The sequence below is a fragment of the Halomonas sp. McD50-4 genome (genome assembly GCF_022348135.1).
In the GTDB taxonomy this organism is placed as follows: domain Bacteria; phylum Pseudomonadota; class Gammaproteobacteria; order Pseudomonadales; family Halomonadaceae; genus Vreelandella; species Vreelandella piezotolerans.
Genome location: NZ_JAKRFG010000003.1, coordinates 1 through 24,745, shown reverse-complemented (window position 1 = coordinate 24,745; position 24,745 = coordinate 1). Strand labels below are relative to the sequence as shown.

The 24,745-nt window shown below is 57.3% G+C and carries 24 protein-coding genes; 5 read left to right on the top strand and 19 right to left on the bottom strand.

The genetic code is table 11. The features are described from left to right. Positions 1–23 precede the first annotated feature (23 nt). The 7 genes from MHM85_RS04680 to puuE form a co-directional block, all read right to left on the bottom strand. Complete coding sequence (locus MHM85_RS04680; RefSeq protein WP_139526422.1) at positions 24–860, bottom strand: bifunctional allantoicase/(S)-ureidoglycine aminohydrolase; 837 nt, start codon at positions 858–860, stop codon at positions 24–26. Positions 861–981: 121 nt separating this feature from the next. Then, positions 982–1,710, bottom strand: coding sequence for an amino acid ABC transporter ATP-binding protein (locus tag MHM85_RS04675; protein WP_058577177.1), 729 nt, complete (start codon positions 1,708–1,710; stop codon positions 982–984). Beyond that, on the bottom strand, positions 1,691–2,347 hold the full coding sequence (locus tag MHM85_RS04670) for an amino acid ABC transporter permease (protein ID WP_139526421.1): 657 nt from the start codon (positions 2,345–2,347) through the stop codon (positions 1,691–1,693). Before MHM85_RS04670 ends, MHM85_RS04675 begins: the two co-directional genes overlap by 20 nt. Further along, complete coding sequence (locus MHM85_RS04665; protein ID WP_058577175.1) at positions 2,344–3,021, bottom strand: amino acid ABC transporter permease; 678 nt, start codon at positions 3,019–3,021, stop codon at positions 2,344–2,346. Before MHM85_RS04665 ends, MHM85_RS04670 begins: the two co-directional genes overlap by 4 nt. An 8-nt stretch (positions 3,022–3,029) precedes the next feature. After that, positions 3,030–3,884, bottom strand: a complete 855-nt coding sequence (locus MHM85_RS04660) for a transporter substrate-binding domain-containing protein (RefSeq protein ID WP_153842533.1) — start codon at positions 3,882–3,884, stop codon at positions 3,030–3,032. A 272-nt stretch (positions 3,885–4,156) separates the two neighbouring features. Then, the gene (locus tag MHM85_RS04655) at positions 4,157–5,041 is read right to left on the bottom strand and encodes a MurR/RpiR family transcriptional regulator (protein ID WP_139526419.1); all 885 of its coding nucleotides are present in this window, start codon (positions 5,039–5,041) and stop codon (positions 4,157–4,159) included. Between the two features lie 14 nt (positions 5,042–5,055). Continuing rightward, positions 5,056–5,979 carry an allantoinase PuuE gene (puuE, locus tag MHM85_RS04650; RefSeq protein WP_139526418.1) on the bottom strand — a complete coding sequence of 308 codons (924 nt, stop codon included), beginning with the start codon at positions 5,977–5,979 and terminating at the stop codon, positions 5,056–5,058. 263 nt (positions 5,980–6,242) lie between these two features. Here puuE and MHM85_RS04645 point away from each other — a divergent pair, with 263 nt between their 5' ends. The 3 genes from MHM85_RS04645 (at position 6,243) to MHM85_RS04635 (ending at position 10,066) form a co-directional block, all read left to right on the top strand. Next, positions 6,243–7,001: an aspartate/glutamate racemase family protein gene (locus MHM85_RS04645; protein WP_139526417.1), complete on the top strand. Its 759-nt coding sequence runs from the start codon at positions 6,243–6,245 to the stop codon at positions 6,999–7,001. 156 nt (positions 7,002–7,157) lie between these two features. Then, entirely contained in the window at positions 7,158–8,528 is a 1,371-nt protein-coding gene (locus MHM85_RS04640; protein ID WP_219861692.1) for an NCS1 family transporter, read from the top strand. 65 nt (positions 8,529–8,593) lie between these two features. Next, complete coding sequence (locus MHM85_RS04635) at positions 8,594–10,066, top strand: NCS1 family nucleobase:cation symporter-1 (RefSeq protein ID WP_219861694.1); 1,473 nt, start codon at positions 8,594–8,596, stop codon at positions 10,064–10,066. Between the two features lie 150 nt (positions 10,067–10,216). On the opposite strand, the gene MHM85_RS04630 is transcribed toward MHM85_RS04635, so the two are convergent. The 3 genes from MHM85_RS04630 to uraH are packed head-to-tail and all read right to left on the bottom strand — an operon-like array spanning position 10,217 to position 12,522. Continuing rightward, positions 10,217–10,933: a GntR family transcriptional regulator gene (locus MHM85_RS04630; protein WP_219861696.1), complete on the bottom strand. Its 717-nt coding sequence runs from the start codon at positions 10,931–10,933 to the stop codon at positions 10,217–10,219. 24 nt (positions 10,934–10,957) lie between these two features. Further along, positions 10,958–12,157 (bottom strand): urate hydroxylase PuuD, encoded by a 1,200-nt coding sequence (locus MHM85_RS04625; RefSeq protein WP_219861698.1) that lies wholly within the window; start codon positions 12,155–12,157, stop codon positions 10,958–10,960. A gap of 11 nt (positions 12,158–12,168) precedes the next feature. After that, positions 12,169–12,522: a hydroxyisourate hydrolase gene (gene uraH, locus MHM85_RS04620; protein ID WP_153842528.1), complete on the bottom strand. Its 354-nt coding sequence runs from the start codon at positions 12,520–12,522 to the stop codon at positions 12,169–12,171. A 138-nt stretch (positions 12,523–12,660) separates the two neighbouring features. Between uraH and uraD the strand changes: the two genes are divergently transcribed. Continuing rightward, positions 12,661–13,203 carry a 2-oxo-4-hydroxy-4-carboxy-5-ureidoimidazoline decarboxylase gene (gene uraD, locus MHM85_RS04615; RefSeq protein WP_139526411.1) on the top strand — a complete coding sequence of 181 codons (543 nt, stop codon included), beginning with the start codon at positions 12,661–12,663 and terminating at the stop codon, positions 13,201–13,203. Positions 13,204–13,281: 78 nt separating this feature from the next. On the opposite strand, the gene MHM85_RS04610 is transcribed toward uraD, so the two are convergent. The 3 genes from MHM85_RS04610 to MHM85_RS04600 form a co-directional block, all read right to left on the bottom strand. Next, positions 13,282–13,638, bottom strand: a complete 357-nt coding sequence (locus tag MHM85_RS04610; RefSeq protein WP_139526410.1) for a phasin family protein — start codon at positions 13,636–13,638, stop codon at positions 13,282–13,284. Positions 13,639–13,815: 177 nt separating this feature from the next. Then, positions 13,816–14,505: a glutathione binding-like protein gene (locus tag MHM85_RS04605; RefSeq protein WP_219861700.1), complete on the bottom strand. Its 690-nt coding sequence runs from the start codon at positions 14,503–14,505 to the stop codon at positions 13,816–13,818. Positions 14,506–14,585: 80 nt separating this feature from the next. Continuing rightward, entirely contained in the window at positions 14,586–15,278 is a 693-nt protein-coding gene (locus MHM85_RS04600; protein WP_139526408.1) for a glutathione S-transferase N-terminal domain-containing protein, read from the bottom strand. Positions 15,279–15,639: 361 nt separating this feature from the next. Between MHM85_RS04600 and MHM85_RS04595 the strand changes: the two genes are divergently transcribed. Then, the gene (locus tag MHM85_RS04595) at positions 15,640–17,331 is read left to right on the top strand and encodes an L-lactate permease (protein ID WP_139526407.1); all 1,692 of its coding nucleotides are present in this window, start codon (positions 15,640–15,642) and stop codon (positions 17,329–17,331) included. Positions 17,332–17,405: 74 nt separating this feature from the next. Here MHM85_RS04595 and MHM85_RS04590 read toward each other — a convergent pair whose 3' ends face one another. The 6 genes from MHM85_RS04590 to MHM85_RS04565 all read right to left on the bottom strand — a co-directional run bounded on the left by MHM85_RS04590 (position 17,406) and on the right by MHM85_RS04565 (position 24,605). After that, complete coding sequence (locus MHM85_RS04590; protein WP_153842527.1) at positions 17,406–17,930, bottom strand: gamma carbonic anhydrase family protein; 525 nt, start codon at positions 17,928–17,930, stop codon at positions 17,406–17,408. 28 nt (positions 17,931–17,958) lie between these two features. Continuing rightward, positions 17,959–20,982 (bottom strand): FAD-binding and (Fe-S)-binding domain-containing protein, encoded by a 3,024-nt coding sequence (locus MHM85_RS04585; RefSeq protein WP_219861702.1) that lies wholly within the window; start codon positions 20,980–20,982, stop codon positions 17,959–17,961. Between the two features lie 16 nt (positions 20,983–20,998). Then, positions 20,999–22,222, bottom strand: a complete 1,224-nt coding sequence (locus MHM85_RS04580; protein WP_219861705.1) for an aminotransferase class V-fold PLP-dependent enzyme — start codon at positions 22,220–22,222, stop codon at positions 20,999–21,001. Positions 22,223–22,329: 107 nt separating this feature from the next. Then, positions 22,330–23,517 carry a CoA transferase gene (locus MHM85_RS04575; RefSeq protein ID WP_139526403.1) on the bottom strand — a complete coding sequence of 396 codons (1,188 nt, stop codon included), beginning with the start codon at positions 23,515–23,517 and terminating at the stop codon, positions 22,330–22,332. 52 nt (positions 23,518–23,569) lie between these two features. After that, positions 23,570–24,376 carry an enoyl-CoA hydratase gene (locus MHM85_RS04570; RefSeq protein ID WP_219861707.1) on the bottom strand — a complete coding sequence of 269 codons (807 nt, stop codon included), beginning with the start codon at positions 24,374–24,376 and terminating at the stop codon, positions 23,570–23,572. Between the two features lie 10 nt (positions 24,377–24,386). Then, a complete protein-coding gene (locus MHM85_RS04565; RefSeq protein WP_275443403.1) occupies positions 24,387–24,605 on the bottom strand; it encodes a TRAP transporter large permease subunit in 219 nt (72 codons plus the stop codon). Positions 24,606–24,745: the final 140 nt, after the last annotated feature.

The window sequence follows — 24,745 nt, the reverse complement described above, 5'->3', positions numbered from 1 at the left end:
AGGTGGGGGATCGGCTGGCCGACTCAGATTTTTAGCGCCGCGTGACGGTTAACGTCTTTGTACAGCAGGTAGCGGAACGGGCCGGGTCCACCTGCGTAGCACGCCTGTGGGCAGAAAGCGCGTAGCCACATAAAGTCACCTGCTTCGACTTCCACCCACTGCTGGTTCAAGTGATACACCGCTTTGCCTTCGAGGACGTAAAGACCGTGCTCCATGACGTGGGTTTCATCGAACGGAATGACGCCGCCCGGCTGAAAGGTCACGATATTGACGTGCATATCGTGGCGAACGTCGCTGGGGTCGACAAAGCGCGTCGTCGCCCAGCGACCTTCGGTGCCCGGCATCTCGATCGGCGCGATCTCCTGCTCGTTGGTCACGAAAGCTTTGGGGACATCCAACCCTTCTACATACTCGTAGGCTTTGCGCACCCAGTGGAAACGCACCGGCTCGCGGGCTTCATTGCGTACCTGCCAGTGGCTGCCCGGGGGAATGAACGCGTAGCCACCGGGCCCCATGGTGTGGCGCTCACCCGCCAAAGTAAGCGTTAACTCACCTTCCACAACAAACAGCACGCCCTCCGCTTGGGGATCCAGTTCGGGCTTGTCACTACCGCCTTCCGGCTGCACTTCCATGATGTATTGGGAGAAGGTTTCCGCAAACCCTGACAGCGGCCGCGCCAGCACCCATAGCCGAGTGCCCTCCCAAAACGGCAGGTTGCTGGTCACGATATCGCGCATCACGCCTTTAGGAATCAGCGCGTAGGCCTCGGTAAAGACCGCACGGTCAGCGGTGAGCTGGGTTTGCGGCGGATGCCCGCCGGTGAGGGCGTAATAGTGAGCGGGTTGGCGTGTTGTTGGCATTGTCTCTCCCTGAGAGTGTAAGCGTACTCGACGACGATGCAGCACAAGCGTGCTGCATCGTCTTTTTTGTATACAATATTATGGAGTGCGGCTTCAAACAAACCTTAAAGGCCCGCTTCACTTAAAGTACCGCTGAGATAAACTGCCTGAGCTCTGGGGTTTTAGGATTGCCGAACAGCTCGGCAGGCTCGCCCTCTTCGTGAATGCGCCCTTGGTGCATGAACACCACGCGGTCGGCCACATCCCGAGCAAAGCCCATTTCGTGGGTGACTAGAATCAGCGTCATGCCTTCTGCTGCCAACGCCTCCAACACGCGCAGCACTTCGCCGACTAACTCAGGGTCGAGAGCCGAAGTGACTTCATCGCACAGCAGCACCTTCGGGCGCATGGCCAGCGCACGGGCGATGGCCACCCGCTGCTGCTGGCCGCCGGAAAGCTGGGCGGGGTAAGCATCGTACTTGTCTGCCAAACCCACTTTATCCAGCACTTCTCGGGCCACTTTCTCGACATCGGCGCGGGCCTCGCCACGCACCACCACGGGGGCGAGGCACACGTTGTCGCCCACAGATTTATGGGGAAATAGATTAAAGCTTTGAAACACCATGCCAACGTTTTCACTCAGCTCTTTGGGCGACATGGAGCCCGCATCGAGCTGCTGTTCGGCAATGGTGATCTCGCCGCTATCGTGCTGTTCGAGCTGGTTCAAGCAGCGCAGCAGCGTACTTTTACCCGAACCACTGCGGCCGATGATGGCGACCACTTCCCCCTGAGCAACGTTGAGGTCGATCCCTTTGAGCACTTCCAGGTCGCCAAAGGCTTTATGAACGTTATTAACGCAGACCAGCGTCATAGAGCTTTTTCTCCAAATGGCGCGCGTAGCAGGAGAGCGGGTAGCACAGCGCGAAGTAAAAAAGGGCCACGAGGGTGAAGATAGTGAACGGTTCAAACGTGGCGTTATTGAGCATCGTGCCCGCTTTAGTGAGCTCCACGAAGCCAATGATGGAAGCCAGCGCCGTACCTTTTATCACCTGTACTGAAAACCCCACCGTGGGTGGAATCGAGAGTCTCAGCGCCTGCGGCAGAATCACATGGCGCATGGTTTGGAAATAGTTCATGCCCAGCACGCGAGCGGCATGCCACTGCCCCTTCGCCACGGCTTCCAGGCAGCCCCGCCAGATATCGCAGAGAAACGCGCTGGTAAAGAGCGTCAGTGCGATGGAGGCGGCCCACCAGGCAGAAATGGGATGCCCCATCGCCGCCGCGCCAAAGAAGATCAAAAAGAGCTGCATCAATAGCGGCGTGCCTTGAAACAGGTCCACGTACAGCGAGGTAAAACGCTGCAGCCAGCGGCGGCTGGAAAGACGCATAAAGGTGAGCACCAGCCCCACGGTAGCCCCGCCGATAAAGGCAATCAGTGACAGCACCACGGTCCAGCGGGCGGCGAGCAGCAGGTTGCGCACGATATCCCATAGGGTGAACTCGATCATCGTTGCTCTCCTTGCTGATACGCGAACACACGCTTACCCACCAGCATAAAGGCGCGGCGCATACCAAACGCCAGCAGCAGGTACACCAAGGTAATCAGCAGGTAGACTTCAAAACTTCTAAAGTTGCGCGACTGAATGAAGTTGGCCGCGTAAGTGAGGTCGAAAACGGAAATCTGCGACACCACCGCCGAGCCCAGCATGACGATGATCGACTGGCTAATCAGTGAGGGGTATACCCTGGCAAAGGCGGGCACCAGCACCACATGGCGGTAACTTTGCAGGGTACTCATGCCCAGCGCTCTGGCGGCTTCTAGCTGCCCTTTCGCCGTGGCGCTAATGCCGGCGCGTAGTATTTCGGCGCTGTAAGCGGCGAGGTTTAGCGTCATGGCGATGAACGCGGCGGTAATGGCATCGATTTTGATACCCAGCCCCGGTAAACCAAAAAAGATAAAAAACAGTTGAACGATAAAAGGCGTGTTACGGGTGATTTCGACATAGCCCCCCAGCCCCCAGCGCATCCAGGGCTGCCCGTTCACACGCAAATACGCCACCGCTACGGCCAGCCCCAGCCCGGTCAAGGTGGTCACCACGGTCAGCACGACCGTGGTGGTCAAACCTTTGATCAGCTCGCTGGCGTAGGGCAACAGGGTGAGAAAATCGAGTGTTGGCCCCATACCGCCTCTCAGCTACCGAAGTTGTCAGGAAGGTCCGCGCTGAACCAGCGCTGGGAAAACTCGTTGAGCGTGCCGTCTTCCAATGCCTGGGCAATCAAGCGATTCACTTCTGCTTGTAGCGCCGCTTCGTTTTTGTTCAGGCCAATGTAGCAAGGGGAATCTTTCAGCTGATACATCAGCGAAGGCGCACGATTGCTGTTGCGCTCGGCAATTTCGGCGGCCACTACGTTACCGGTGGCAATGTAATCTACTTGGCCAGAAAGAAACGCCGAGATGGTGGTGGCGTTATCTTCAAAGCGCTGAATGGTGGTGGAGTCGGGAGCGACGTTGGAAAGCTCCATATCCTCGACGGCACCGCGAGTCACGCCAATGGTTTTATCGGCGAAGCCTTCGGGTCCTTCTACGCTTTCGTCGGCATCCGCACTAAACACGCCCAGGAAGAACGGCGCGTAGGCATCGGAGAAATCGATCGCCGCTTCGCGCTCCGGATTTTTACCCAGACTCGAGATCACCAGATCCGCCTGACCTGTTTGCAGATAAGGAATGCGGTTGGCGCTGGTCACGGTAATCAGTTCCAGGGTGACGCCCATCTCGTCGGCAATGTAGTTGGCCATGTCGATATCGTAACCGCGCGGCTGTAGGTCGGTGCCTACCGAGCCAAAGGGAGGGAAATCCTGCGGAACCGCGATACGAATCGTGCCGCGAGATTCAATGTCTTCCAGCGCATCGGCGTGAACCGCGCTGCTGGCACCCAGCCCACCCATAGCCAGCGTGGCCGCTATGCCGGTGGCCACCACGCCGGTTTGAAGACGTTTCAAGTAGTGCTGAACCGAATCTTTAAAGCCCTGAAGGGTAGTTCCCATGACGCTCTCCTGAAAGTGTGTCGCAAGCCAATGCCGAGAAGAAGGTGTAACGCGTGTGATGTCGCCCTCTGAAAAGTTCGTTGCACAAATCTCATCAAAGAAACTTTTGTTTCACACGCCCACTAGCATTAGCAATAACGAGACCAGCCGCAGGGAAAGCAGCGCAACAACAGTGCGTTAGGTTACAATCAGGCAGGAGAGCACGCAGGGTAACCCAGCGTGCGTTCAGTAAAGCGATTACATTTGGTGCATCAGGCAGTCAAAGCGCACCATTATTGATGGGCGTCCCAATCGACGCTCATGATGGGCGATGCCAGCTCGTTCAACTCAGCATAGTGGTCGCTTATCGCGCTGATTCGCTCGCGGCCCTCCGCTAAGCGCTGGTGCAAAACGGCATTTGCCAACAGGCAAATCACGCTGTTGGCGGTGGCATAGCTATCGAACGCCGAGAGACTCTCTAACGGTACTTCCAACCACCACGTCACTTGCGAAGCAAACGGAGAGGCGGTGGGGTCAGCGATCAACAACACCTTGGCAGGCGAGCGTTCAAGGGCGTCCACTAACGCGCCAAATGCCGATGGACGACGGCGAAAACCAAACAGCACCACGGTGTCGTGTTCAGTTAAATCCACCAGCTCTTCGGCCAACGACTGGTTCGGCTGCGGCGCCAAGCGCACGTGGCGACGGGCTTGCACGAGCTGCTGACGTAAGTGCAGTGCCAGCGGATAGCTGTTGCGGAAACCGACGATCACGACCTGCTGCGCCACCGCTAACGCCTCGACCATCGCAGCAAATTCCTGGGGGACAAGGCTCGCGAAACAGCGCTGCAGATTCTCCTGCTCCCGCTGCAGGTGGCGCTGGAACGAGGTGCCGCTCTCGCTCTTCTCCTCCATGGCATGGGCATCGATCACCAACGGCACGCCCAAATTACGCAGCTGTCGAGCGTGATCCTTTACCGTGCGATAGCTTTCGAACCCTAGTCGCTTGAATAGGCGGCTGACGGTGGACTTTGACACCCCGGTCAAACGCGCCAAGTCGGCGGCGCTGTACACGGCCAAATCATCGAAGTGATCCAGAATGAAACTCGCCACGCGCTGCTCTTGGGCGCTGAGCGCATCAAACTGGGCGGCAATCCGTTGTCCGATATGGGGTGTCATGGTGTCCTGTTTGTTTATTTGGGTGCTGGGTGATGCTCTGCCCAGTGACGGGCGATATCGACCCGTCGGGCTACCCACACACGGTCGTGGGCTTCGATATGGTCTAAAAAGCGCTGCAGCGCCCGGAAACGCCCAGGGCGGCCCAGCAAACGGCAGTGCATACCAATAGAGAGCATTTTCGGCGAATCCTCCCCTTCGGCATACAGTACATCAAAGGCGTCGCGCAGATAGGTAAAGAAATGATCCGCCGTGTTGAACCCTTGTGGAGCCGCAAAACGCATGTCGTTGGTATCTAAGGTGTAGGGCACGATCAGGTGGTTATGCTCCGCGCCTTGGCTATCGCTCACCGTGGTCCAGAACGGCAGGTCGTCGCCGTAATAGTCGCTGTCGTAAAGAAAGCCACCTTCGTCCAGAATCAAACGGCGCGTATTGGGGCTGTCGCGCCCGGTGTACCAACCTTGGGGCTTTTCACCGTACAAGCGCTGGAAGATCTCCATAGCCTTTTGCAGATGCTCGCGCTCGATATGCTCGGGTACTTCCTGGTAGTGGATCCAGCGGTAGCCGTGGCACGCCACTTCATGGCCCAGCTCTTTGAATGCCTGGGCCACGTCCGGGTGGCGCTCTAGCGCCATGGCCACGCCAAATACGGTGAGCGGCAACCCGCGGCGCTCGAACTCGCGCAGAATACGCCACACGCCAGCGCGGGAGCCGTATTCGTAGATGGACTCCATGCTCAAATGGCGGTCTGGATAGCTGGCTGCACCAATGATCTCGGACAAAAACTGCTCCGAGCCTGCATCGCCATGCAGTACGCAGTTTTCCCCGCCCTCCTCATAATTCAGCACGAATTGAACGGCGATCTTGGCCTTGCCTGGCCAGTTAGCGTGGGGCGGCGTACGGCCATAGCCGATGAGATCGCGAGGGTAATGAGAGGTCATGGACAGGCTCCTTGATAAAGGCAGAGCGTTTTAGTTTGTATACAAAATAGCCATTTTGAATAGTCATCGCAATTCAACGCAGGGCTAATCAATTGAGATGACGGCGCTTTTCGGCTCAATAGCACGCTAACCCTTTGAAACTTGAACACTTGGTCAACTCTTCCAGCGCCTACACGTCGCATGAAAGGGCTTGCGCATCGCAGAAAAGCGCCCTATTTTCGTATACAAGATAGAAAATATTGTTCACATGCGAGTATCACCCCGTGCATATACGCCTGATTAACCCCAACACGACGGCTGCCATGACAGCGACGATTCGGCAAGCGGCCGAACGATTGGCGGCTCCTTCGACCACCGTGAGCGCCACTCAGCCCGACGCGGGACCGGTTTCTATCGAGAGCCATTTCGATGAAGCCGTGAGCGCGGTGGGCGTGGCCGAAGAGGTTTTGAAAGGCGAGCGAGAGGGCAACATCGATGCTTACGTCGTGGCCTGTTTTGGTGATCCCGGCCTACTGGCTGCCCGCGAACTGACCCGCGCGCCGGTGATCGGCATTGCCGAAGCCGCCTTTCATATGGCGACCCTGATTAGCACGCGCTTCTCGATCGTGACCACGCTAGGCCGCACCGGGATTATTGCCGAACACCTGCTCGAGCAGTACGGCTTTAGCCACCACTGCCGCCGCATTCGCGCCGCTGAAATCCCGGTACTGGATTTGGAAGACCACCCTGACGCCGCCTTCAGCCGGATCGTGCAAGAGTGCTGCCGTGCCCGCGATGAAGATGGTATTGGCGCGATCGTGCTGGGCTGTGGCGGGATGGCGAACCTCACCCACGCCATTAGCCGAGAAGTGGGCCTGCCCGTGGTGGAAGGGGTCAGTGCGGCGTTGAAGCTTGCCGAATCGCTGGTGGGGCTGGGCTTATCTACCAGCAAATACGGCGATTTAGACTACCCGCGCCCGAAACCTTTTACCGGCAAGTTTGCGGATTTTTCAAACCTCACCTTGCCACCTACACGCCGTTGAGACATTCCGCATCACACTAACAATAGGCTACACAGCACGACTAAAAAAGATAACAACACAACGACTACCGCCATCAGCACGCCACGCCGCAAGCGTCTCCTGGGCCAGTAGCGCCCAGGTTACCAATAACATCGATAATCTTGCGAGGACGGTAACATGAGCACTTCAACCTCTGCTCTTACCTCAGATGAAGCGCCGGGAGCAACTAGCCCCGCCACCGCCAAAGCCGTTGGGGCCGAAAGCCTAGCTCCGCAAAGCACCCGCATCATGGGGCGCACCTCCTATTTTTTAGCCTGGTTTGGGGGGTGCGTGTCGATTGGCACCTTCGCCATGGGCTCAAGCGTAGTGGGCACGCTCAACTTACTGCAAGCCACCCTGGCGATTGCCATTGGCTGTTTTGTGATTGGCGTGGCGCTCGCCATTAACGGGGCCGCTGGTTATAAATATGGCATTCCGTTCATGGTGCAGGCCCGCAGTGCATTTGGTTTTACCGGCACGCGTATTCCCGGTTTGGTGCGCGCCGTGCCCGCCATCGTCTGGTACGGTTTTCAAAGCTGGATTGGCGCGGGCGCCCTCAACATGGTGTCGGCGACGCTGTTCGGTTTCGATAACCTGATCTTCTATTTCATTGCCTTTCAGTTTTTGCAGATTGGCCTTTCGGTACTCGGCTTTCAGGGCATCAAGTGGCTGGAGAACATTGGCAGCGCCTTCATTCTCTGCTCGCTGATGTACATGTTTTACGCCACGGTGCAGCGTTACGGCGACGAGCTTTCCACCAGCCTGCTGACCATGGAAGGCTCTTGGGGGATGCCCTTCTGGAGCGCCACCATGCTATTTTTGGGCATCTACAGCACCATGATGCTCAACGTTAGTGACTACTCCCGGGAGCATAAAAAGGGCACCGGCCCAGGGCTATTGACCACCATTTACGCGATGTCGATTCTACCCTGCACGCTGTTTATGGGCCTGATTGGCTACATGGTGTCGCAAGCTACCGGCACCGCCGACCCTATTCAGGTGTTCGCCAACGCGGTAGATAATACACCGCTACTCATGATCACCCTGCTGTTCATCGCCTTCGCCCAGGTGACCACCAACGTGCTGAACAATGTGGTGCCGCCCACCTACGTGCTGATGGACGTGTTCAAACTCAAGTTCTCCGTTGCCACCGTTATCGTGGGGCTGCTGGCCTTCGCTACCTTCCCTTGGAAACTGGTGCAGCCGGAATCCGGCGCAGGCCTACAGCTCTTCGTGCAAACCTACTCTGCCTTCCTTGGCCCCATCTTCGCTATTCTGGTGGTGGACTACTACGTGATTCGCCGCCGCACGCTGGATATCGGCAAGCTCTACGATGAAAACGGCCCCTATCAAGGCATTAACCAAGCGGCGCTAATAGCAACGGCAGTAGGGATCGTCGCTGCGCTCTCGTTCTCGGCGGTCTCTTGGTACGCCAGCCTGATTCCTGCCGGGCTGACCTACTACCTGCTGATGAAACACTGGCCCGCCTGCCAGCGCTTCACCCAGTAACCCGCCCTACCCGCGCCTGCCACCTTCGTGTGGCAGGCGATCATTTCCGGATAACGAGCCTTGCCATGAATGAACAGCCCAACCAAAGCGATCTCAACATTCAGCAGATCGATCCAACGCTCTATAACGACGACCTCGCCCCGCTCAAGCCAGAACATCGCACCTGGGGCGCATTCGAGATTTTCAACGTCTGGTCCAACGACATCCAAAGCCTGTTTGGCTACACCCTGGCAGCCTCGCTGTTTCTCTCTCACGGCCTGAACGGCTGGGCCGTGATGGCCGCAATCATTTTGGCCGGGGTGATCGTGATGTTTCTAGTCAACCTGACCGGCAAACCCAGCGTGAAATATGGCATTCCCTTCCCGGTGATGGTGCGCGCCAGCATGGGCGTGCGTGGTGCCAACCTGCCCGCCATGCTGCGCGCCATCGTGGGGATCTTTTGGTACGGCGTGCAGACCTACTTCGCCTCCACCGCGGTGGCGCTGCTGATTACCGCGCTGTTTGGTGTAGGCAACGGGGGGACTTTCCTCGGCCTTTCCGGAGTGGCGTGGCTTTCGTTCGTGATCGTGTGGCTGTTTCAGATCGCGATTTTTTGGCAGGGCATCGAGCGCATCAAGCACTTCCTGAACTGGGCAGGCCCGCTGGTCTATGCGGTGATGGTGGTGTTGATGCTCGTGGTATGGATGCAAGCTGGTAGCGAGCTGCTCCCCGCCATTAGCACCATTTTTAGCGGCAGCGGTGAGCAGGGTGGCCTGGGGGCGTTTCTCGCCATCGTGGGTACGATGGTGGCCTACTTCGCCGCGGTGGTGATCAACTTCGGCGACTTCACCCGTTTTGTGAAAACCGAGCGCCAGATGAAGCTGGGCAACCTGCTGGGCCTGCCGTTAAACGTGGCATTCTTCTCGTTCATTGCGCTGATCATCACCGCGGGCACGCTGGTGCTGTTTGGCGAAGCGCTCACCAACCCAGCGGATATCGTGGAGCGCGTCGATTCGCTGCCGCTGACCATCGTGGCCGCTCTCACCTTCTTTGCCGCCACGGTGGGTATCAACTTGGTCGCCAACTTCATTCCCCCCGCCTACGACCTCGCCAACCTGTTCCCCAGCAAAATCAGCTTCAAAATGGGCGGCTTGATTACCGCCGTGATTGCCTTTTTCGTCGGTGCACTGTGGATCTCGGTAATCAGCCAAATTGGCGTGCCGGGCTTCGTGAATGCGCTGGGCGCTATCGTCGCGCCGTTTTACGGCATCATCGTGGTGGACTACTACCTGATCAAACGCCAGCACCTCAATATGCAGGAGCTATTCTCCTCAGCCCCCGGCAGCGCTTACTACTACGTCAACGGCTGGAACACTCGCGCCCTCATCGCCTTTGGCGTGGCGGCGATGTTCTCGCTATCTACCGTATTGGTACCGGCCTTATCCAGCCTGGGCGGCTACGGTTGGCTGATCGGAGCAGGCTTAGGTGGGATATTTTACTACGGGCTAATGAAGCGGTTTGAGGCAGCACCTGTGATGGCTGAGCAGAAAACGCACTAAGCCATGACGTGATGACTCACAGAAAAACGCAGTAACCACTCAACACGCCACAGGATGAGCTTTGGTGGCGTGTTGACGTTAATAGAAAGCCTCAAAAACGCTGCTTAACCGTCATTGCCGTTGAGCAGAGCGAGCAGAGCGGCTACGTCGCTAAACGCCAAAAATCTGCTGCAGATCCGGTACGTTTTCCTCCTCTTCGACCATGGAAAGCGACGCCTCGATGGCTTTGAGATGACGGCTCATGAAGGCTTTGGCGCGCTCTCCGTTGCCGGTTTCCAAATAGCCAATCAGGTCGTCATGGTCGTGGGATTCGCAGCCTAGGTGGCCGCGATGCCCGTAGACGGCGAGGATCAGCGAAGAGCGGGAGCAGAGGCGTTCCACGAACTCCGCCAGGGTGGCGTTGCCGGAGAGCTGAGCGAGCCGCACGTGAAAATCCGCCGAGAGGCGAATGGCCACGCTCTGCTGACCGCTGCGCAGGGCTTGGCGCTCTTGGCGGGCCATCTCGCGAAGCTCCGCCGCTGCGGCGGTGTTCATTCGCCTGGCCACATCGGGCATGAGGCCGCATTCGATCAACTGGCGGGCATCGAACACGTCTTTCGCTTCCTCGGCGGTAGGTCGCGTCACGCTAGCCCCACGACGCGGGGTCAAGGTTACGAGCTGCTCCAGCGCCAGCCGCTGGAGAATTTTACGAATCCCCGTGCGGCTAATGCCGAACACCTCCGCGAGCGCATCTTCCCGCAGCCGAGCGCCGGGTTTGAGGCGTTGCTCCACAATGGCATCGCTCACTGCCCGGTAAATCGCTTCGTGGCGCTCGTCACCCTCTTTCTCAGTGGGTCGTCGTTTTAACGCCGCCTGCGCATCGCTCATAGTGTCTCCTGTCCGCGACTGTGATCACTCCTTCCAGGCCGCAATGATATCGCGCTCTTCGTCACTCATGTTGGTGATATTACCCAATGGCATGTAGCGACTGCCAACGACCTGCTGGATGTGCGCTTTGTGGCCTAGAATATCGTCCCAGCTATCGAAGGCATAGCCTGCCGGTGGCGCGGAGAAACCGGCGTGCTCAGGGTTGCGGGCATGGCACTGGGTGCAGTGTTGCTCAATCAATCCAGAAATCTGTGCTTGTGTGGGCGCACCGCCAGTGCTTTCTGCGGTGCTACTTGGGCTGGGCGCCGCCATCCAGAACGCGAGCAGAATCAGTCCAACGCCCACCGCCGGGTAAGCAGGCTGAATCTTCCCGGCATGCATCAGCACGAAGAACTGACGAATCAACGCACCGGCAAAGATGAACAGCACCATCACTACCCAAGCAAGTTCATGGGCGTAGATAAAGGAGTAGTGATTACTCACCATCAGCAGCACCACGGGGAGCGTGAAGTAGGTGTTGTGCACCGAACGCTGCTTGCCGCGCTTGCCGTCTAGTGGGTTGGGAGCCTCGCCCGCCTTCATGGCTTTCACCATGCGGCGCTGGCCGGGAATGATCCAGAAAAAGACGTTGGCCGACATGGCCGTGGCCATCACCGCGCCAGTGAGTAGAAACGCCGCACGTCCGGTGAACATCTGGGTACTTAGGTAGGCCACCACCACCATCATCACCGCCACGGCAATGCTCAGCAGGCCATCGCGCTCCATGTTGGGACTGATGCGCTTACATAGCTCGTTATAAACCACCCAGCCGCCGAGTAGGAAGCCAAGCGCCAGCAGGTTCGCCTGCCAACCGGTCAGGTTAGCCGCCCAGGCCCAGTTGCTGTCCGGGTTCACCAAGTAAAAACCGGGATTCACCATGTAAAGAATGACGAACAGCGCAAACCCCGATAGCCACGTGGTATAGGCTTTCCAGAACGACCAGTGCAGGTCGTTGGGCAGCTTGGCGGGGGCCGTCGCGTATTTCTGGTTATGATAGAAACCGCCGCCGTGGACGGCCCACATCTCACCAAAGATGCCTTTCTCACGATCTTCAGCGGCTTTGGGAGTGCGCAGGCCGTTATCGAGCATGACGAAGTAAATCGATTCGCCGATCCAGGCAATGGCCGCAATCACGTGCAGCCAGCGCAGCAGCAGGTTGACGAATTCGATGATGTACGCTTGCATGATCTGCCCTCTTAACTACCGCGATAGGTCGAGTAGCCATACGGCGAGAGTAGCAGCGGCACGTGGTAGTGCTGGCTTGCATCGGCTACGCCAAAGCGCAGCGGAATCACGTCTAAAAAGCGTGGCTCGGCGGCTTCGATACCCTGACGGCGTAAATAGTCCCCCGCGTGGAACACTAACTCATACTCACCGGGCGTGAGCGCATCGCCTTCTAACAGGGGCACATCACAACGGCCATCGCTGTTGGTGACGGTGGAGCCTAAGTGCTCGCGGTGGCCGCTCGCTAGCCGAAAGACTTCAATGGTAATGCCTTGGCCGGGCTGCCCTTTGGCGGTATCCAGCACGTGGGTAGTTAAGCGTCCCATCGTCACTCCTTACATTGGCGAGGTTGTTGGCGTTATGAATAGACGTTATGAGTAGGGTTTGACCTATTGGTCAAAGAGTACCGTCGATGCTATTTATTGTATACAGCATTTCCCTTTTCGCACGCCTGGAGAATTTTTGTGTCAACCGCCACCTCACTCACGTTATTCCCTCTTCCCAGCCAATCCAACTTGGAAACGTTCATTGCCCACTATGGTGATGTGTATGAGCACTCCCCCTGGGTGGCGGAAGCCGCTTGGCAACACGGCTTACGCCAAGAGCATGATGCCCCTGATGCACTGGCCGAATTGATGGGCTTGATGCTTCGACAAGCTACTCCTGAGCAGCAGATTGACGTCATTCGCGCCCACCCCGATCTAGCGGGCAAGGCAGCGTTGGCGGGCGAGTTGACCCACGACTCCACCAGCGAGCAGGCCGGCGCAGGGCTCGACCAGTGCTCGCCCGAGGAATTTACTCGCTTCGAACAGCTGAACGCCGCTTATAAAGAGAAATTCGGCTTTCCGTTCGTAATTGCGGTGAAAGGTCTGGATCGCTACGACATCCTTGCGGCGTTTGAAGAGCGTTTGGATAACGGCTTGGCCCAGGAGCGTGAAACCGCGATTCAACAAATTATTCGCATCGCGCGCTTCCGTCTTCGAGCCCGTGCTGACGAGGCATCCTAGTCATCTTTCCTCCATCCCAAAAAAATGCCGCACCCAGAATCGGTTCTGGGCGCGGCATTTTTGCCATCAGACGGTTGCTTACTGCTTGGCAGTCTCTACCGCTTTCTTGGTGGTTTCTTCGGCCATTTTCTGGCTGTCTTGCATGAAGCTCTGGCTAATGGAGGTGACTTTTTCAGAGTCGCCTTTCATGCGCTCCATTAGATCGGTAGCGGTTTTTTGCTGGCTCTCCATCGCTTTTTTGAAGCTGTCCGCGTCTTTCACGTCTAACCATGTACGCGCTTGGGCGATGGTCATGTCGGAGTAGGCACGGGCTGCATCCATCTGCGCGCCCACTAGCTGCTCGTAGTAGTTCAGCGCAGCGAGCGTGTAAGAACGCATCGGGGACACGAAAACAGAGTCGAACTGTTGGCTGGTTTTTTCTGCGGCCTTGTTCATCACGTAATCTCCTTGAGTGAGATAGTGGTTCGGCCTGCATTGACGCAGGTCGTAAGCGGGCGTTTGCCTTTGCTACCCACAAAGCTAGCAGCGCTTTTTGTGCAGCGCAACATGATTTTTGGTCATACTGCGCTTGCTCATCTGTCGTTCTCTAGGACGCTCGAAAAGGCCGCTTGATTAACGATTTCCAAACAGGTGCTTACGAGCTTCAGCATCCATCGTCACGCCTGACTCGGGGTTCACATCTTCCACTAAGGCATAGGCTTTACGCACGGAGGGGCGTTGCGAGACGTCGTCGAACCAGCGTTCAAGATCGGGAAACTCCTCAAGCGTTTGGCGCTGCTTCTCCCAGGGAACGATCCAGGGATAAATCGCCATATCGGCAATGGAGTAGCGGTCACCGCCAACAAAATGCTGCTGGGAAAGCCGCTGATCCAGCACGCTATAAAGACGATTGGTCTCACGCACGTAACGCTCGATGGCGTACTCGATTTTTTGCGGCGCGTAGTGGCAGAAGTGGTGATTCTGCCCCGCCATGGGACCCAGTCCGCCCATTTGCCAATGCAGCCACTGCAGCACCACGTAACGTTCGCGCCCTTCTGTCGGTAGAAACTGGCCCGTCTTGTCGGCGAGATACTCCAAAATAGCGCCAGATTCGAATAGCGCCATGGGTTGGCCGCCATCTTTCGGGGCATGGTCCACGATGGCTGGGATACGGTTATTCGGCGCAATGGTCAAAAATTCAGGGTCAAATTGCTCCCCCCGACCAATATTGATCGGCTTGACGCGATACGCCAGTTTGGTCTCTTCGAGCATGATGGAGATTTTGTGGCCGTTCGGGGTTGTCCAGTAGTACAGGTCGATCATCGCCATCTCCTTTCACACCAACGACCTAGGTCGTTGGTGTTGCCTGTGGGTCGTCTGACGGCTTATGGCCGTCTCAACGATTATAGATCACGAACAGTGACGGCCTTGCCTGCCACTGAATCGTGCACCTCTAGCATACGCTTGAACCAAGCCGCGACAGGGTCTTTTTCATCCACTAGTGTTTCGGTTGAAACGGTGTAGGCCCACATCATGCTGCCAAACAGCAAATAATCGGCACCGCTTGGGGTATCGCCATCTAAAAACGGGCTCTCTTTCAACTGAGCATTCACCGGTACCAGCGCTTGCTTCAACAGGTGTCGCCCCTGCTCAGGATCGTTGACGGCCTCTAAAGTAGCTCCAAAGCGCGCCTCACGTGTTTTACGAAAGTAATCACGATCCTCAGGATGAATAGCGGCTAACAGATCTAACGCAACGATCTTGAATAGCGCAGGAGTAATGCTCCGCTCTACCGACTGCTTGAACAGCATCAAGCGCTGCAGACTCATCCCTTCACCCACCACGGGGGCATCTGGATAAGCGCGGTCTAAGTAGCGCATGATGTCAAAGCTATCGGTGACCACGTTGTCACCATCCGTCAGCACGGGCACTTTGTCGTAATCGGCAAACGCGAGCGCCTCTTTTTCCTGAAAGCGCCAAGCCACGGTGGTGACCTCCAAGCCTTTGTGGGCCAGCGTCATACGTACACGCCAACAATAGGGAGAAAAACGCAGGCGTTCGTCACGGCCGCACAGGTCATAAAGGGTGATTGCCATCGAGTCATACTCCTTTTGTCATTGGGGGGCATCGCCACTACAGTGAGTCTAAGTGATCGACAGCGCAAGCGGCGCGTTTGGCGATGTCGGTGCAAGCGCTTCACACTGTCTATTAGTCTAATGAGGCCCACCTAGCTAGCATGCTAACGCAAACTTTAAAGCTCCATAAAAACAACATCTTATTTTAAAACGACCGCTTGGTTCCCATGCTATCTTGCGCCTATTTACTGGTAAGACCAATTTTCCAATGTAGTCATTCAGCCTGCCTGACCGTATCTTTCACGCTGACCCAACTATCATTGCAATGACAAGTTGGCTTTCGCGGAGCATACCAAATCAATAACAAGGGGCCGTTCCTCCCATGAATGAATCTATACTCGCTCTTCTGGCGTTTCTGCCGCTGTTGCTAGCCGGAATATTGCTCATAGGCTTTAAGATTCCGGCCAAAATAGCGATGCCAATTGTCTTCCTCACGGCAGCCATCATTGGTCTGACCGCCTGGGATATGTCGTTTAGCCGCGTGGCGGCATCCACGGTACAGGGTCTTATCCAAACCGCTGGTCTATTGTGGATTATCTTCGGCGCCATCTTGCTGCTCAACACGCTCAAGCACTCGGGAGGCATTACCGCGATCCGTAACGGCTTCTCGGGCATCAGCCCTGACCGCCGCGTACAGGCGTTGATCGTTGCTTGGCTGTTTGGTTGCTTCATCGAAGGCGCCTCCGGTTTCGGCACACCGGCGGCTGTCGCCGCTCCGCTGATGGTAGCGCTGGGCTTCCCGGCGCTAGCCGCGGTGGTCGTGGGCATGATGATTCAATCCACGCCGGTATCGTTTGGCGCTGTGGGCACGCCGATCGTCGTGGGTGTCGGCAGCGGCTTGAACCGTGCTGACATTACTGCTCAGCTGGAAGCGAACGGCTCCACCTGGGACGTGTTTTTTCAACAGGTGACCAGTTCGGTGGCGATCACCCACGGTATCGTGGGTATTTTGATGCCGCTAATCCTCGTGCTGGTAATGGTGCGCTTCTTCGGTGCCAACCGCTCTTGGAAAGAGGGGCTCTCGATTGCACCGTTTGCCATCTTCACGGGTGTCTCTTTCGTGGTGCCCTACATGCTAGTAGGCGTACTGCTTGGCCCGGAGTTCCCCTCCATGATTGGGGCAATGGTGGGCTTGGCCATCGTGGTGCCTGCTGCTCGTAAAGGCTTCCTGCTGCCCAAAGAGACCTGGGACTTCCCTGAATCGACCTCGTGGCCTGATGAGTGGATCGGTAATCTGCAAATCAAGCTCGACGATGTGGCCGGTAAAGCCCCAATGTCCACCTTCAAAGGCTGGGTACCCTATGTACTGCTAGCACTGTTCCTGGTGGCCTCTCGTACCATCGAGCCACTGCGGGCGGCGTTGACCTCGGTTAACCTGAACTGGGCCAATATCTTCGGCGAAGCAGGCGTGAGCGGTGGCGTTCAACCACTTTATCTGCCGGGCGGCATCATCCTAGCCGTCGTATTCATCACTTACTTCCTGCATAAGATGAACCCTCGCCAGATGAGCGCAGCAGTCTCCGAGTCCACCAAGACCATTTTCGGAGCTGGTTTCGTACTGATCTTTACCGTGCCGATGGTGCGGATTCTGATCAACTCTGGTGTTAACGGTGCCGACTTAGTCTCGATGCCGGTCATGATGGCGCAAGCAGTGGCTAACGGTGTGGGCGGTATCTACCCGTTCTTTGCGCCTGCCGTCGGGGCAATGGGGGCTTTCATTGCGGGCTCCAATACGGTGTCTAACCTCATGCTGGCAGAATTCCAATTCAGCATCGCTGAAACACTGGGACTATCAACGGCCATGATGGTGGCACTGCAAGCCGTTGGTGCTGCGGCAGGTAACATGATCGCTATTCACAACGTGGTGGCAGCATCAGCGACCGTTGGTCTCTTGGGACGCGAAGGTACCACCATTCGTAAAACGATCATCCCGACCATCTACTACCTGGTATTCACCGGCGTTATCGCGATGATTGCGTTTTATGTTTTAGGGGTGACAGATCCGTTGATGTAGTCCTCTTCTCAACCCCGTAAAACGATTTACCCCCAGGCATTGCCTGGGGGTAAATTTTTTACGACTTACTCACCTCAACCAATCCGCTTCAGAGTCGTTGCATGCTGCTGGCCTCGAATCACATAGCTTTGCGCATTGAGCTTCAGTGCTTCCACCGCCTCCGCCGTCAGCTCTCTGACCACTTTGGCGGGTGAGCCGACGATCAACGAGTTTGGCGGAAATACCGCCCCTTCCTTGATGAAGGCCCCCGCGCCTACCAAGCTGTTCTCGCCAATCACGGCGCCGTTGAGCACTACCGCCTGAATGCCGATCAAACAGCCATCCCCCACGGTACAGCCATGCAGCATCGCCTGGTGCCCGACGGTCACCCCCTTTCCCACCTTCAGCGGGTAGCCGGGGTCCGCGTGCAGCACGGCGCCATCTTGGATGTTGCTCTCTTCACCGATGTCCAGATGGTCGCTGTCGCCGCGCAATACGGCTTGATACCACACGCTGGCGCGAGCCTTCAGGGTAACCTGACCGATAACGTCCGCCGTGTCGGCAATGTATACGTCTTCATGAATAGCGGGCTGATGCTCGCCAAATTGATAGATGGCCACGTAACGCTCCTTTTGTTGGTTGTCGCTATCAGGCTAGCGCTTGCGCCAGCAGGCGAGCAACGTGAATCGCTTGGCGTCCGCTGCCATCCTGAATTTGATGGCGACAGCTGGTGCCATCGGCCACCAACACCGCCTGCTCATTCGCGCTTCGCACGGCAGGCAACAGCGTCAGCTCTGCCATTTTCATCGAGGCTTCGTAGTGTTCGGCTTCGTAGCCAAAACTGCCTGCCATGCCGCAGCAGGACGACTCGACCGTCTCGACCGCCACGCCAGGAATCCAGCTCAGCACTTGTTCTACCGGACGCAACGCATCAAACGCTTTCTGGTGGCAGTGGCCATGCAGCATCACGCGCTGGCCTTCCATGGGCTTGAGCGTTAACGACAGCGCTCCTGTCGAGTGAGCATGTAGCAAAAACTCCTCAAACAGATAGGCAGCTTCCGACAATGCCTGCGCCTGTTCGCCAAAGCCATACTGCAAGAATTCATCACGCATGCTGAGCAAACACGAGGGCTCCAACCCCACCACGGCCACGCCACGCTCCACGAACGGCATCAGGAAATCCAGCGTGCGCTGTGCCTCGGCCTTGGCTTTCTCGAACTGGCCCGAAGAGAGGTAGGTGCGGCCACAGCAGAGCGGCCGCTGACCTTGGGTCACGTTAAGATGAACCTGATAACCAGCGGCCTCCAGCACTCGCTTGGCGGCGGAGGCATTATCGACCTCCATATAGTTATTGAAGGTATCCACAAACAGCAGGACTTCTTTCTCTGCAATCGGCCTCTCTGCAGTTGGCCTCTCAGCGGTTGACGAAGAGGCCGCCGTCGCCAGGAAGTTGCCGTTAAACGCGGGGAGCGCTCTTTGCGGGGCGAGCTTGAGCGCCTGCTTGATGCGCTTCGCCAGCCAGGGAGCCCGTTCGATACCGTTCACCAAACCTGAGAACCGGCTAGCCCAAGGGGCGTAACGGGGCATTTCGCCAACCATGCGATCACGCAACGTGAGGCCTTTGGCGCGCACTCGAGCCGCCCGCGCTTCGATCTTGAACTTGGCCATATCAACGCCCGTGGGGCAGTCGCGTTTGCAGCCTTTACAAGAAACGCATAGGTCCAGCGCGTCTTTCACCTCATCGCTGGCGAGTCCTTCATCCCCCAACTGCCCCGAGAGCACTTGCCGTAATGTATTCGCTCTGCCCCGAGTCAGGTGCTGCTCCTCTTTGGTGATGCGGTAGCTTGGGCACATGGTGCCTGCATCGAACTTGCGGCAGTGGCCGTTGTTGTTGCACATCTCAACCGCCATGGCCAAGCCATGGGTCGTGTCTCCAGCACTGCCAGGAGGCGTTTGCTCACCCGTGAGCGGATCTCGCTTCACGTTCCAGGAGGACCAATCGAATACCGGTGTCATCGGAATACGCTGATAGGTGGACGGAAAACGGAAGTAGCGCTCGTCATCCATTTTCGGGGTATCGACGATTTTTCCAGGATTGAGTAGGTTCTTCGGATCAAAGAGCTGTTTCACTTCGCGGAAAGCGTCATTGATGGTCTCGCCAAACTGCCAAGCAACCCACTCGCCACGGCAAATACCGTCGCCGTGCTCACCCGAGTACGCGCCCTTGTACTCACGTACCAGCGAAGAGGCCAGCTCTGCGATTTCACGCATTTTTTGCGCCCCGTCGCGGCGCATGTCCAGAATGGGGCGAACGTGTAGCGTGCCGACCCCCGCATGGGCGTACCAGGTGCCCTCCGTGCCATAGCGATTGAATACCTCGGTGAGCTTTGCGGTGTACTCGGCAAGGTGCTCAAGGGGAACGGCACAATCTTCGATGAAGGAGACCGGCTTACCATCGCCTTTCATGCTCATCATGATATTGAGCCCAGCCTTGCGCACGTTCCACAGCGCTTTCTGCTCGGCCGCCTCCGGCATATTCACCACGCTGCCGGGCAGGCCTAAATCGCCCATTAGCTCATTAAGGCGCTGCAGCGATTCAAGCTGCGCCTCTCGGTCTTGCCCGGCAAACTCCACCAGCAAAATGGCTTCCGGCTTGCCGATCAGCGCTTTTTCGATCACCGGCCTGAACGCCGGATTCTCAAGCGAGAGCTCAATCATCGTGCGGTCGACGAGTTCGACCGCCATCGGCCCCAGCTTGACGATATGCTGGGTAAAATCCATGGCTTGATAGAACGTGGGGAAGTTGACGACCCCCAGCACTTTTTGTTCGGGGAGCGGCGACAGCTTCAGCTTGATACGGCGGCTTACCCCGAGCGTCCCTTCAGAGCCGATAAGCAAGTGCGCTAAATTCGCCCGCCCATTCGGGTCATAGGGGATAGGGTTTTGGCAGTCGAACAGGTCGAGGTTATAGCCCCCCACGCGACGCAACACTTTGGGAAAGTGGTCGCGAATATCATGGCCGACCCGCTCGGCAATGGCTTTTACCTGCTGGGCAAGTTGGTGTTCTCTTGTGCCCTCAGCGAACCCATCCACAAAGCTGAAATTCACGTCGCATCCATCGGCCAGCGTGGCTTCGATGCCCTCGACGTTGTGCACCATGTTGCCGTAGTAAATAGAGCGCGACCCGCAGGAGTTGTTACCTGCCATACCGCCAATGGTGCACTGGGCACTGGTGGAGACATCCACCGGATACCATAGCCCATGGGGCTTGAGCCAAGCATTGAGATGATCCAGCACCATGCCTGGCTCCACCACCACGGTGCGTGCGTCGGGGTCGAACTCCACCACTTGGTTCAGCCAGCGCGTGGTATCGATGACCAATGCCTCACCCACGGTTTGACCACACTGGCTGGTGCCTGCCCCACGTGCCAACACCGGCACGTGGGCGTCACGGGCAATGTCCAGGGCAATTTTCAAATCTTCCTGATGGCGTGGGACCACCACGCCAACGGGGGTTACCTGATAAATGGATGCGTCAGTGGCATAACGCCCCCGAGTCGCCTGATCAAATAAGACATCGCCTGTGAGCTCTCGTGAAAGCCGTTCAGCCAGACCGCTGATCGGCTTGATCTTGGCATCTCTAGGCGCAGGTTGGCTGGTCAGTGACGTCATGACACTTCTCCCCTTTTTAACGCGCCTGATGGTCGCTTGACGCTTGCAACGGGTTCGCCGCGAAGTACTCCAACGCTGCCAAGACACCGCTGCCGCGAAGCGATACGCCTGCCAGCTTCATGCCCGCTTCGCAGCCGCCCAGCGTGGCAATCAGGGTCAAGTCGTTGCAATCCCCCAGGTGCCCGATCCGGAACATCTTGCCTTTCGCCTTGCCAAGGCCCATTCCCAGCGACAGGTCAAAACGCTCATAGATGATCTTGCGCACGGCATCCGCATCCACGCCTTCCGGCATCACTACCCCTGTGAGTACCGGCGAGTACAGCGCGGGGTCCTGGCACTGAATCTCCAAGCCCCACGCTTGTACCGCCGCACGCACCCCTGCCGCCCAGCGCTGGTGGCGGGCCAAGACCTGCGGCATGCCCTCATCCAGCAGCATGTCGAGCGCTTCATTAAGGCCGTACAGCAAGTTGGTGCTGGGGGTATAGGGCCAATAGCCGTTCTGGTTGGCTTCCAGAATTTCATCCCAGGCCCAGAAACTCTTGGGCAGCTTGGCCTGCTTGCTCACCTCGATCGCTTTGGGTGAGAGCGCATTGAAGCTGATGCCCGGCGGCAGCATCAGGCCCTTCTGTGAGCCGGACACCGTGACATCCACGCCCCACTCATCGTGGCGGTAATCGGCACTGGCCAACCCGGAAATGGTATCCACAATCAACAAGGCCGGGTGATTGGCCTCATCGATGGCGCGACGAACCGCCGCGATGTCACTGGTGACCCCCGTGGAGGTTTCGTTGTGCACCACACAGACCGCTTTGATCTCGTGCTCGGGGTCGTCTTTTAGCCGCTCTTTGATCATCTCGGCCTGCACGCCTTGGCGCCAGCCTTCATACCCCGGCAGGCCTATGAATTCCGGCGTCAGATCCAGGCGCAGCGCCATCTTGTGCCACAACGTAGCGAAGTGGCCTGTTTCGAACATCAGCACCCGGTCGCCAGGCGACATAGTGTTGGCAAGCGCCGCCTCCCATGCGCCCGTGCCCGAGGCGGGGTAGATCACTACCGGGTGCTCGGTCTTGAATACCTGCTTGGTCTTGGCCAGCAGTTCGCGGCCCAGCGCGCCGAACTCTGGCCCGCGGTGATCGATCGTTGGCAGGCTCATGGCGCGCAGGATGCGGTCGGGCACCGGCGATGGGCCAGGAATCTGCAGAAAATGACGACCGGAGGGGTGAAAATCTAGCTTCAACATGATGTCGCTTCCTCATTGTTGTTGTAATGCGGTTGTTGTGATGCGGTTATCGCGAAACAGCACGGCACTAAATTGGATAATGAATTCAAACTGAATTTTTAAAAAAACTACTTTATGCACCCTTCGGCACGCAGTGTGTCACGCTCTTCATCCGACAGGCCCAATTGCTCGAGTACCTCGTCGGTATGCTGAGCAAAGAGCGGCGCTGAAGAGCGGATCTGAGCAGGTGTGCGTGAGAACTTGCTGGGAAAGCCGATGGTTTTCATTTTGCCGATCACCGGATGGTCCATCTCCTCCACCATGCCACGGGCCAAGTAGTGCTCATCCTGCATGGCCTGGGCAAAGTCATTGATGGGGCCTGCCGGTACGCCTGCGGTATCGCAGAGTGTCAGCCACTCATCGACGGTCTGGTGGGCCATCAGCTCTTCGAGCAGCGCCTCCAGTTCATCCACATGCTGGCCACGATCATGGTTGGTCAGAAAGCGGGGGTCTTCCATCAGTGCGGGACGTTTCAATACATCGCCGCAAAACCGCTCCCAGGTTCGTTGGTTGGCGCAGCCCAGCATCAAATAACCATCCTTGGCCTTCACCGCCTGATAAGGCGCAGACACCCGATGGCGCCAGCCAGTGGGGCCAGGCACGGTGCCTTCAGAGAAGTAAGCCGCCGCTTCCCAGGTAAACCAGGGCAACCCGCATTCGGTAATGGCGATATCGATATGCTGCCCTTCCCCCGTCTTCATCTTGTGGATGTGGGCGGCCAAAATCGAATAGACCGCCGTGATGCCACCGCCAATGTCGTAGACCGCGATGCCGGTCTTCAAAGGGCGCCGCCCGGCTTCGCCGGTCATCGACATCAGCCCGGTCATGCCTTGCGCCACCAGATCGAATCCGCCTCTGTGGCTGTAGGGCCCGGTTTGGCCATACCCCGAAATGGAGCAGTAAACGATGCCTGGATTAATCGCTTTGATGGTGTCGTAGTCGATCGACAGCGATTGGGTGACCCCCGGCCGATAGTTCTCGACGATGACATCCGCATCCGCTGCCAGTCGATAAAAGATCTGGCGGGCACGCTCGTCTTTCAGGTTGAGTGAAATGCTTTTCTTGTTACGGTTGATTTGCGAAAAGCAGGTCGACTCGCCGTTCACGTATGGCCCCATCTGACGGCTGTCATCGCCACCATTGAGTTTCTCTACCTTGATGACCTCGGCCCCCATATCCGCCAGCACCATGGTGCAGTAAGGGCCAGCCATGATCTGTGACACATCGAGTACTTTTATATCTTGTAAAGGAAGCATGCGCTTTCCTCCTCAAGCCTGTGATAGGCATCTACTGAGCAGAGCGGCAGCCTTACTGGCCGCGCCACTCAAAAGGCGTTTTATTGACGAACTTGTTCACCGCTGCCGAGAAATCCTGGCTCAGGTAGCAAGTGGCCACCCAATCGTCGCTAGCATCGGCCGGGAGCCGCCGCTGGGCCTGCACGCGATTGATCAGCGCCTTGCTGGCCTGCAGGGTCAGGGGTGCACGTTTGGCAAATTCGGCGGCAATGGTGGCAACTTCGGCGTAGATATCCGCCCTATCGAACAGCTGATTGACCAAACCCGCGCCCAGCGCCTCTTCTGCCGTCACCAGTTTCGCCATCATCAACACTTCTTTCGTGCGCGGGATACCGACCATATCCACCAGTCGAGACACATTGGAAATGGAGAGCGTATTGCCCAGCGTCTTGGCAATGGGCACGCCAAATTTCAGCGTGTCGGTGGCATAGCGAAAATCACATACCAGCGCCAACGCCGCGCCACCGCCTACACAGGCACCTTCGATCAGCGCCAGCGTGGGTTTCGGAAAGGCTTCCAGCTTTCCCACCACGCGGTCGATGCGCCGCTCGTAGCCAATGGCATCCTCCGCTTCCGCAAAATGTGCAAATTGGGTGATGTCGGTACCCGCCACGAAGGCTTCCCCGCCGACACCGTGAAGCACCAGAGCGTGGATCTCGGTATCGTCGGCTAACGTGTCGCAGTAGTACTCCAAGGCGTTGTACATTTCCCACGTCATGGCATTGCGGCTTTGCGGACGGTTGAACCCTAACCAGGCCACACCGTCTTTCACCTCGAAGCGCACACTCTCAGTGGTGGGTGCTTGTCGTTGCTGTGTCATGGAGCACCCCTTATCCGTAGATGAAGTTGACCAATGCCAGGGCAAAGGCAGGAATGTAGGTATTGATCATCAAAATCGTGAACAGTACGGCAATGAACCAGAGATTGGTTCTGGACGTGGCCCAGATGTCTGATTTCGCAATGGAGCAGGAGGCAATCAATACGCTGGCAACCGGCGGGGTCTGCTGCCCAATGGCCAGGTTCAGCGTGACGATCAGACCGAAGTGCAGCGGGTCGATACCCCCCCCACTGTCAAGCTAGTTGGAGTGTCAGCGGCTGTTAGACTCTGAACGATGTGGGGCGTGACGAGGTTCCGATGAAGTACTCCGACGAGCGCCGGGAAGCCATCCTCAAGAAGCTGCTCCCGCCG

Bases quoted from the DNA above. Each gene is read 5' to 3' on its own strand.
- MHM85_RS04680 (WP_139526422.1), bottom strand. From the start codon at position 860: ATGCCAACAACACGCCAACCCGCTCACTATTACGCCCTCACCGGCGGG.
- MHM85_RS04675 (WP_058577177.1), bottom strand. From the start codon at position 1,710: ATGACGCTGGTCTGCGTTAATAACGTTCATAAAGCCTTTGGCGACCTG.
- MHM85_RS04670 (WP_139526421.1), bottom strand. From the start codon at position 2,347: ATGATCGAGTTCACCCTATGGGATATCGTGCGCAACCTGCTGCTCGCC.
- MHM85_RS04665 (WP_058577175.1), bottom strand. From the start codon at position 3,021: ATGGGGCCAACACTCGATTTTCTCACCCTGTTGCCCTACGCCAGCGAG.
- MHM85_RS04660 (WP_153842533.1), bottom strand. From the start codon at position 3,884: ATGGGAACTACCCTTCAGGGCTTTAAAGATTCGGTTCAGCACTACTTG.
- MHM85_RS04655 (WP_139526419.1), bottom strand. From the start codon at position 5,041: ATGACACCCCATATCGGACAACGGATTGCCGCCCAGTTTGATGCGCTC.
- puuE (WP_139526418.1), bottom strand. From the start codon at position 5,979: ATGACCTCTCATTACCCTCGCGATCTCATCGGCTATGGCCGTACGCCG.
- MHM85_RS04640 (WP_219861692.1), top strand. From the start codon at position 7,158: ATGAGCACTTCAACCTCTGCTCTTACCTCAGATGAAGCGCCGGGAGCA.
- MHM85_RS04635 (WP_219861694.1), top strand. From the start codon at position 8,594: ATGAATGAACAGCCCAACCAAAGCGATCTCAACATTCAGCAGATCGAT.
- MHM85_RS04630 (WP_219861696.1), bottom strand. From the start codon at position 10,933: ATGAGCGATGCGCAGGCGGCGTTAAAACGACGACCCACTGAGAAAGAG.
- MHM85_RS04625 (WP_219861698.1), bottom strand. From the start codon at position 12,157: ATGCAAGCGTACATCATCGAATTCGTCAACCTGCTGCTGCGCTGGCTG.
- uraH (WP_153842528.1), bottom strand. From the start codon at position 12,522: ATGGGACGCTTAACTACCCACGTGCTGGATACCGCCAAAGGGCAGCCC.
- MHM85_RS04610 (WP_139526410.1), bottom strand. From the start codon at position 13,638: ATGAACAAGGCCGCAGAAAAAACCAGCCAACAGTTCGACTCTGTTTTC.
- MHM85_RS04605 (WP_219861700.1), bottom strand. From the start codon at position 14,505: ATGATCGACCTGTACTACTGGACAACCCCGAACGGCCACAAAATCTCC.
- MHM85_RS04600 (WP_139526408.1), bottom strand. From the start codon at position 15,278: ATGGCAATCACCCTTTATGACCTGTGCGGCCGTGACGAACGCCTGCGT.
- MHM85_RS04595 (WP_139526407.1), top strand. From the start codon at position 15,640: ATGAATGAATCTATACTCGCTCTTCTGGCGTTTCTGCCGCTGTTGCTA.
- MHM85_RS04585 (WP_219861702.1), bottom strand. From the start codon at position 20,982: ATGACGTCACTGACCAGCCAACCTGCGCCTAGAGATGCCAAGATCAAG.
- MHM85_RS04580 (WP_219861705.1), bottom strand. From the start codon at position 22,222: ATGTTGAAGCTAGATTTTCACCCCTCCGGTCGTCATTTTCTGCAGATT.
- MHM85_RS04575 (WP_139526403.1), bottom strand. From the start codon at position 23,517: ATGCTTCCTTTACAAGATATAAAAGTACTCGATGTGTCACAGATCATG.
- MHM85_RS04570 (WP_219861707.1), bottom strand. From the start codon at position 24,376: ATGACACAGCAACGACAAGCACCCACCACTGAGAGTGTGCGCTTCGAG.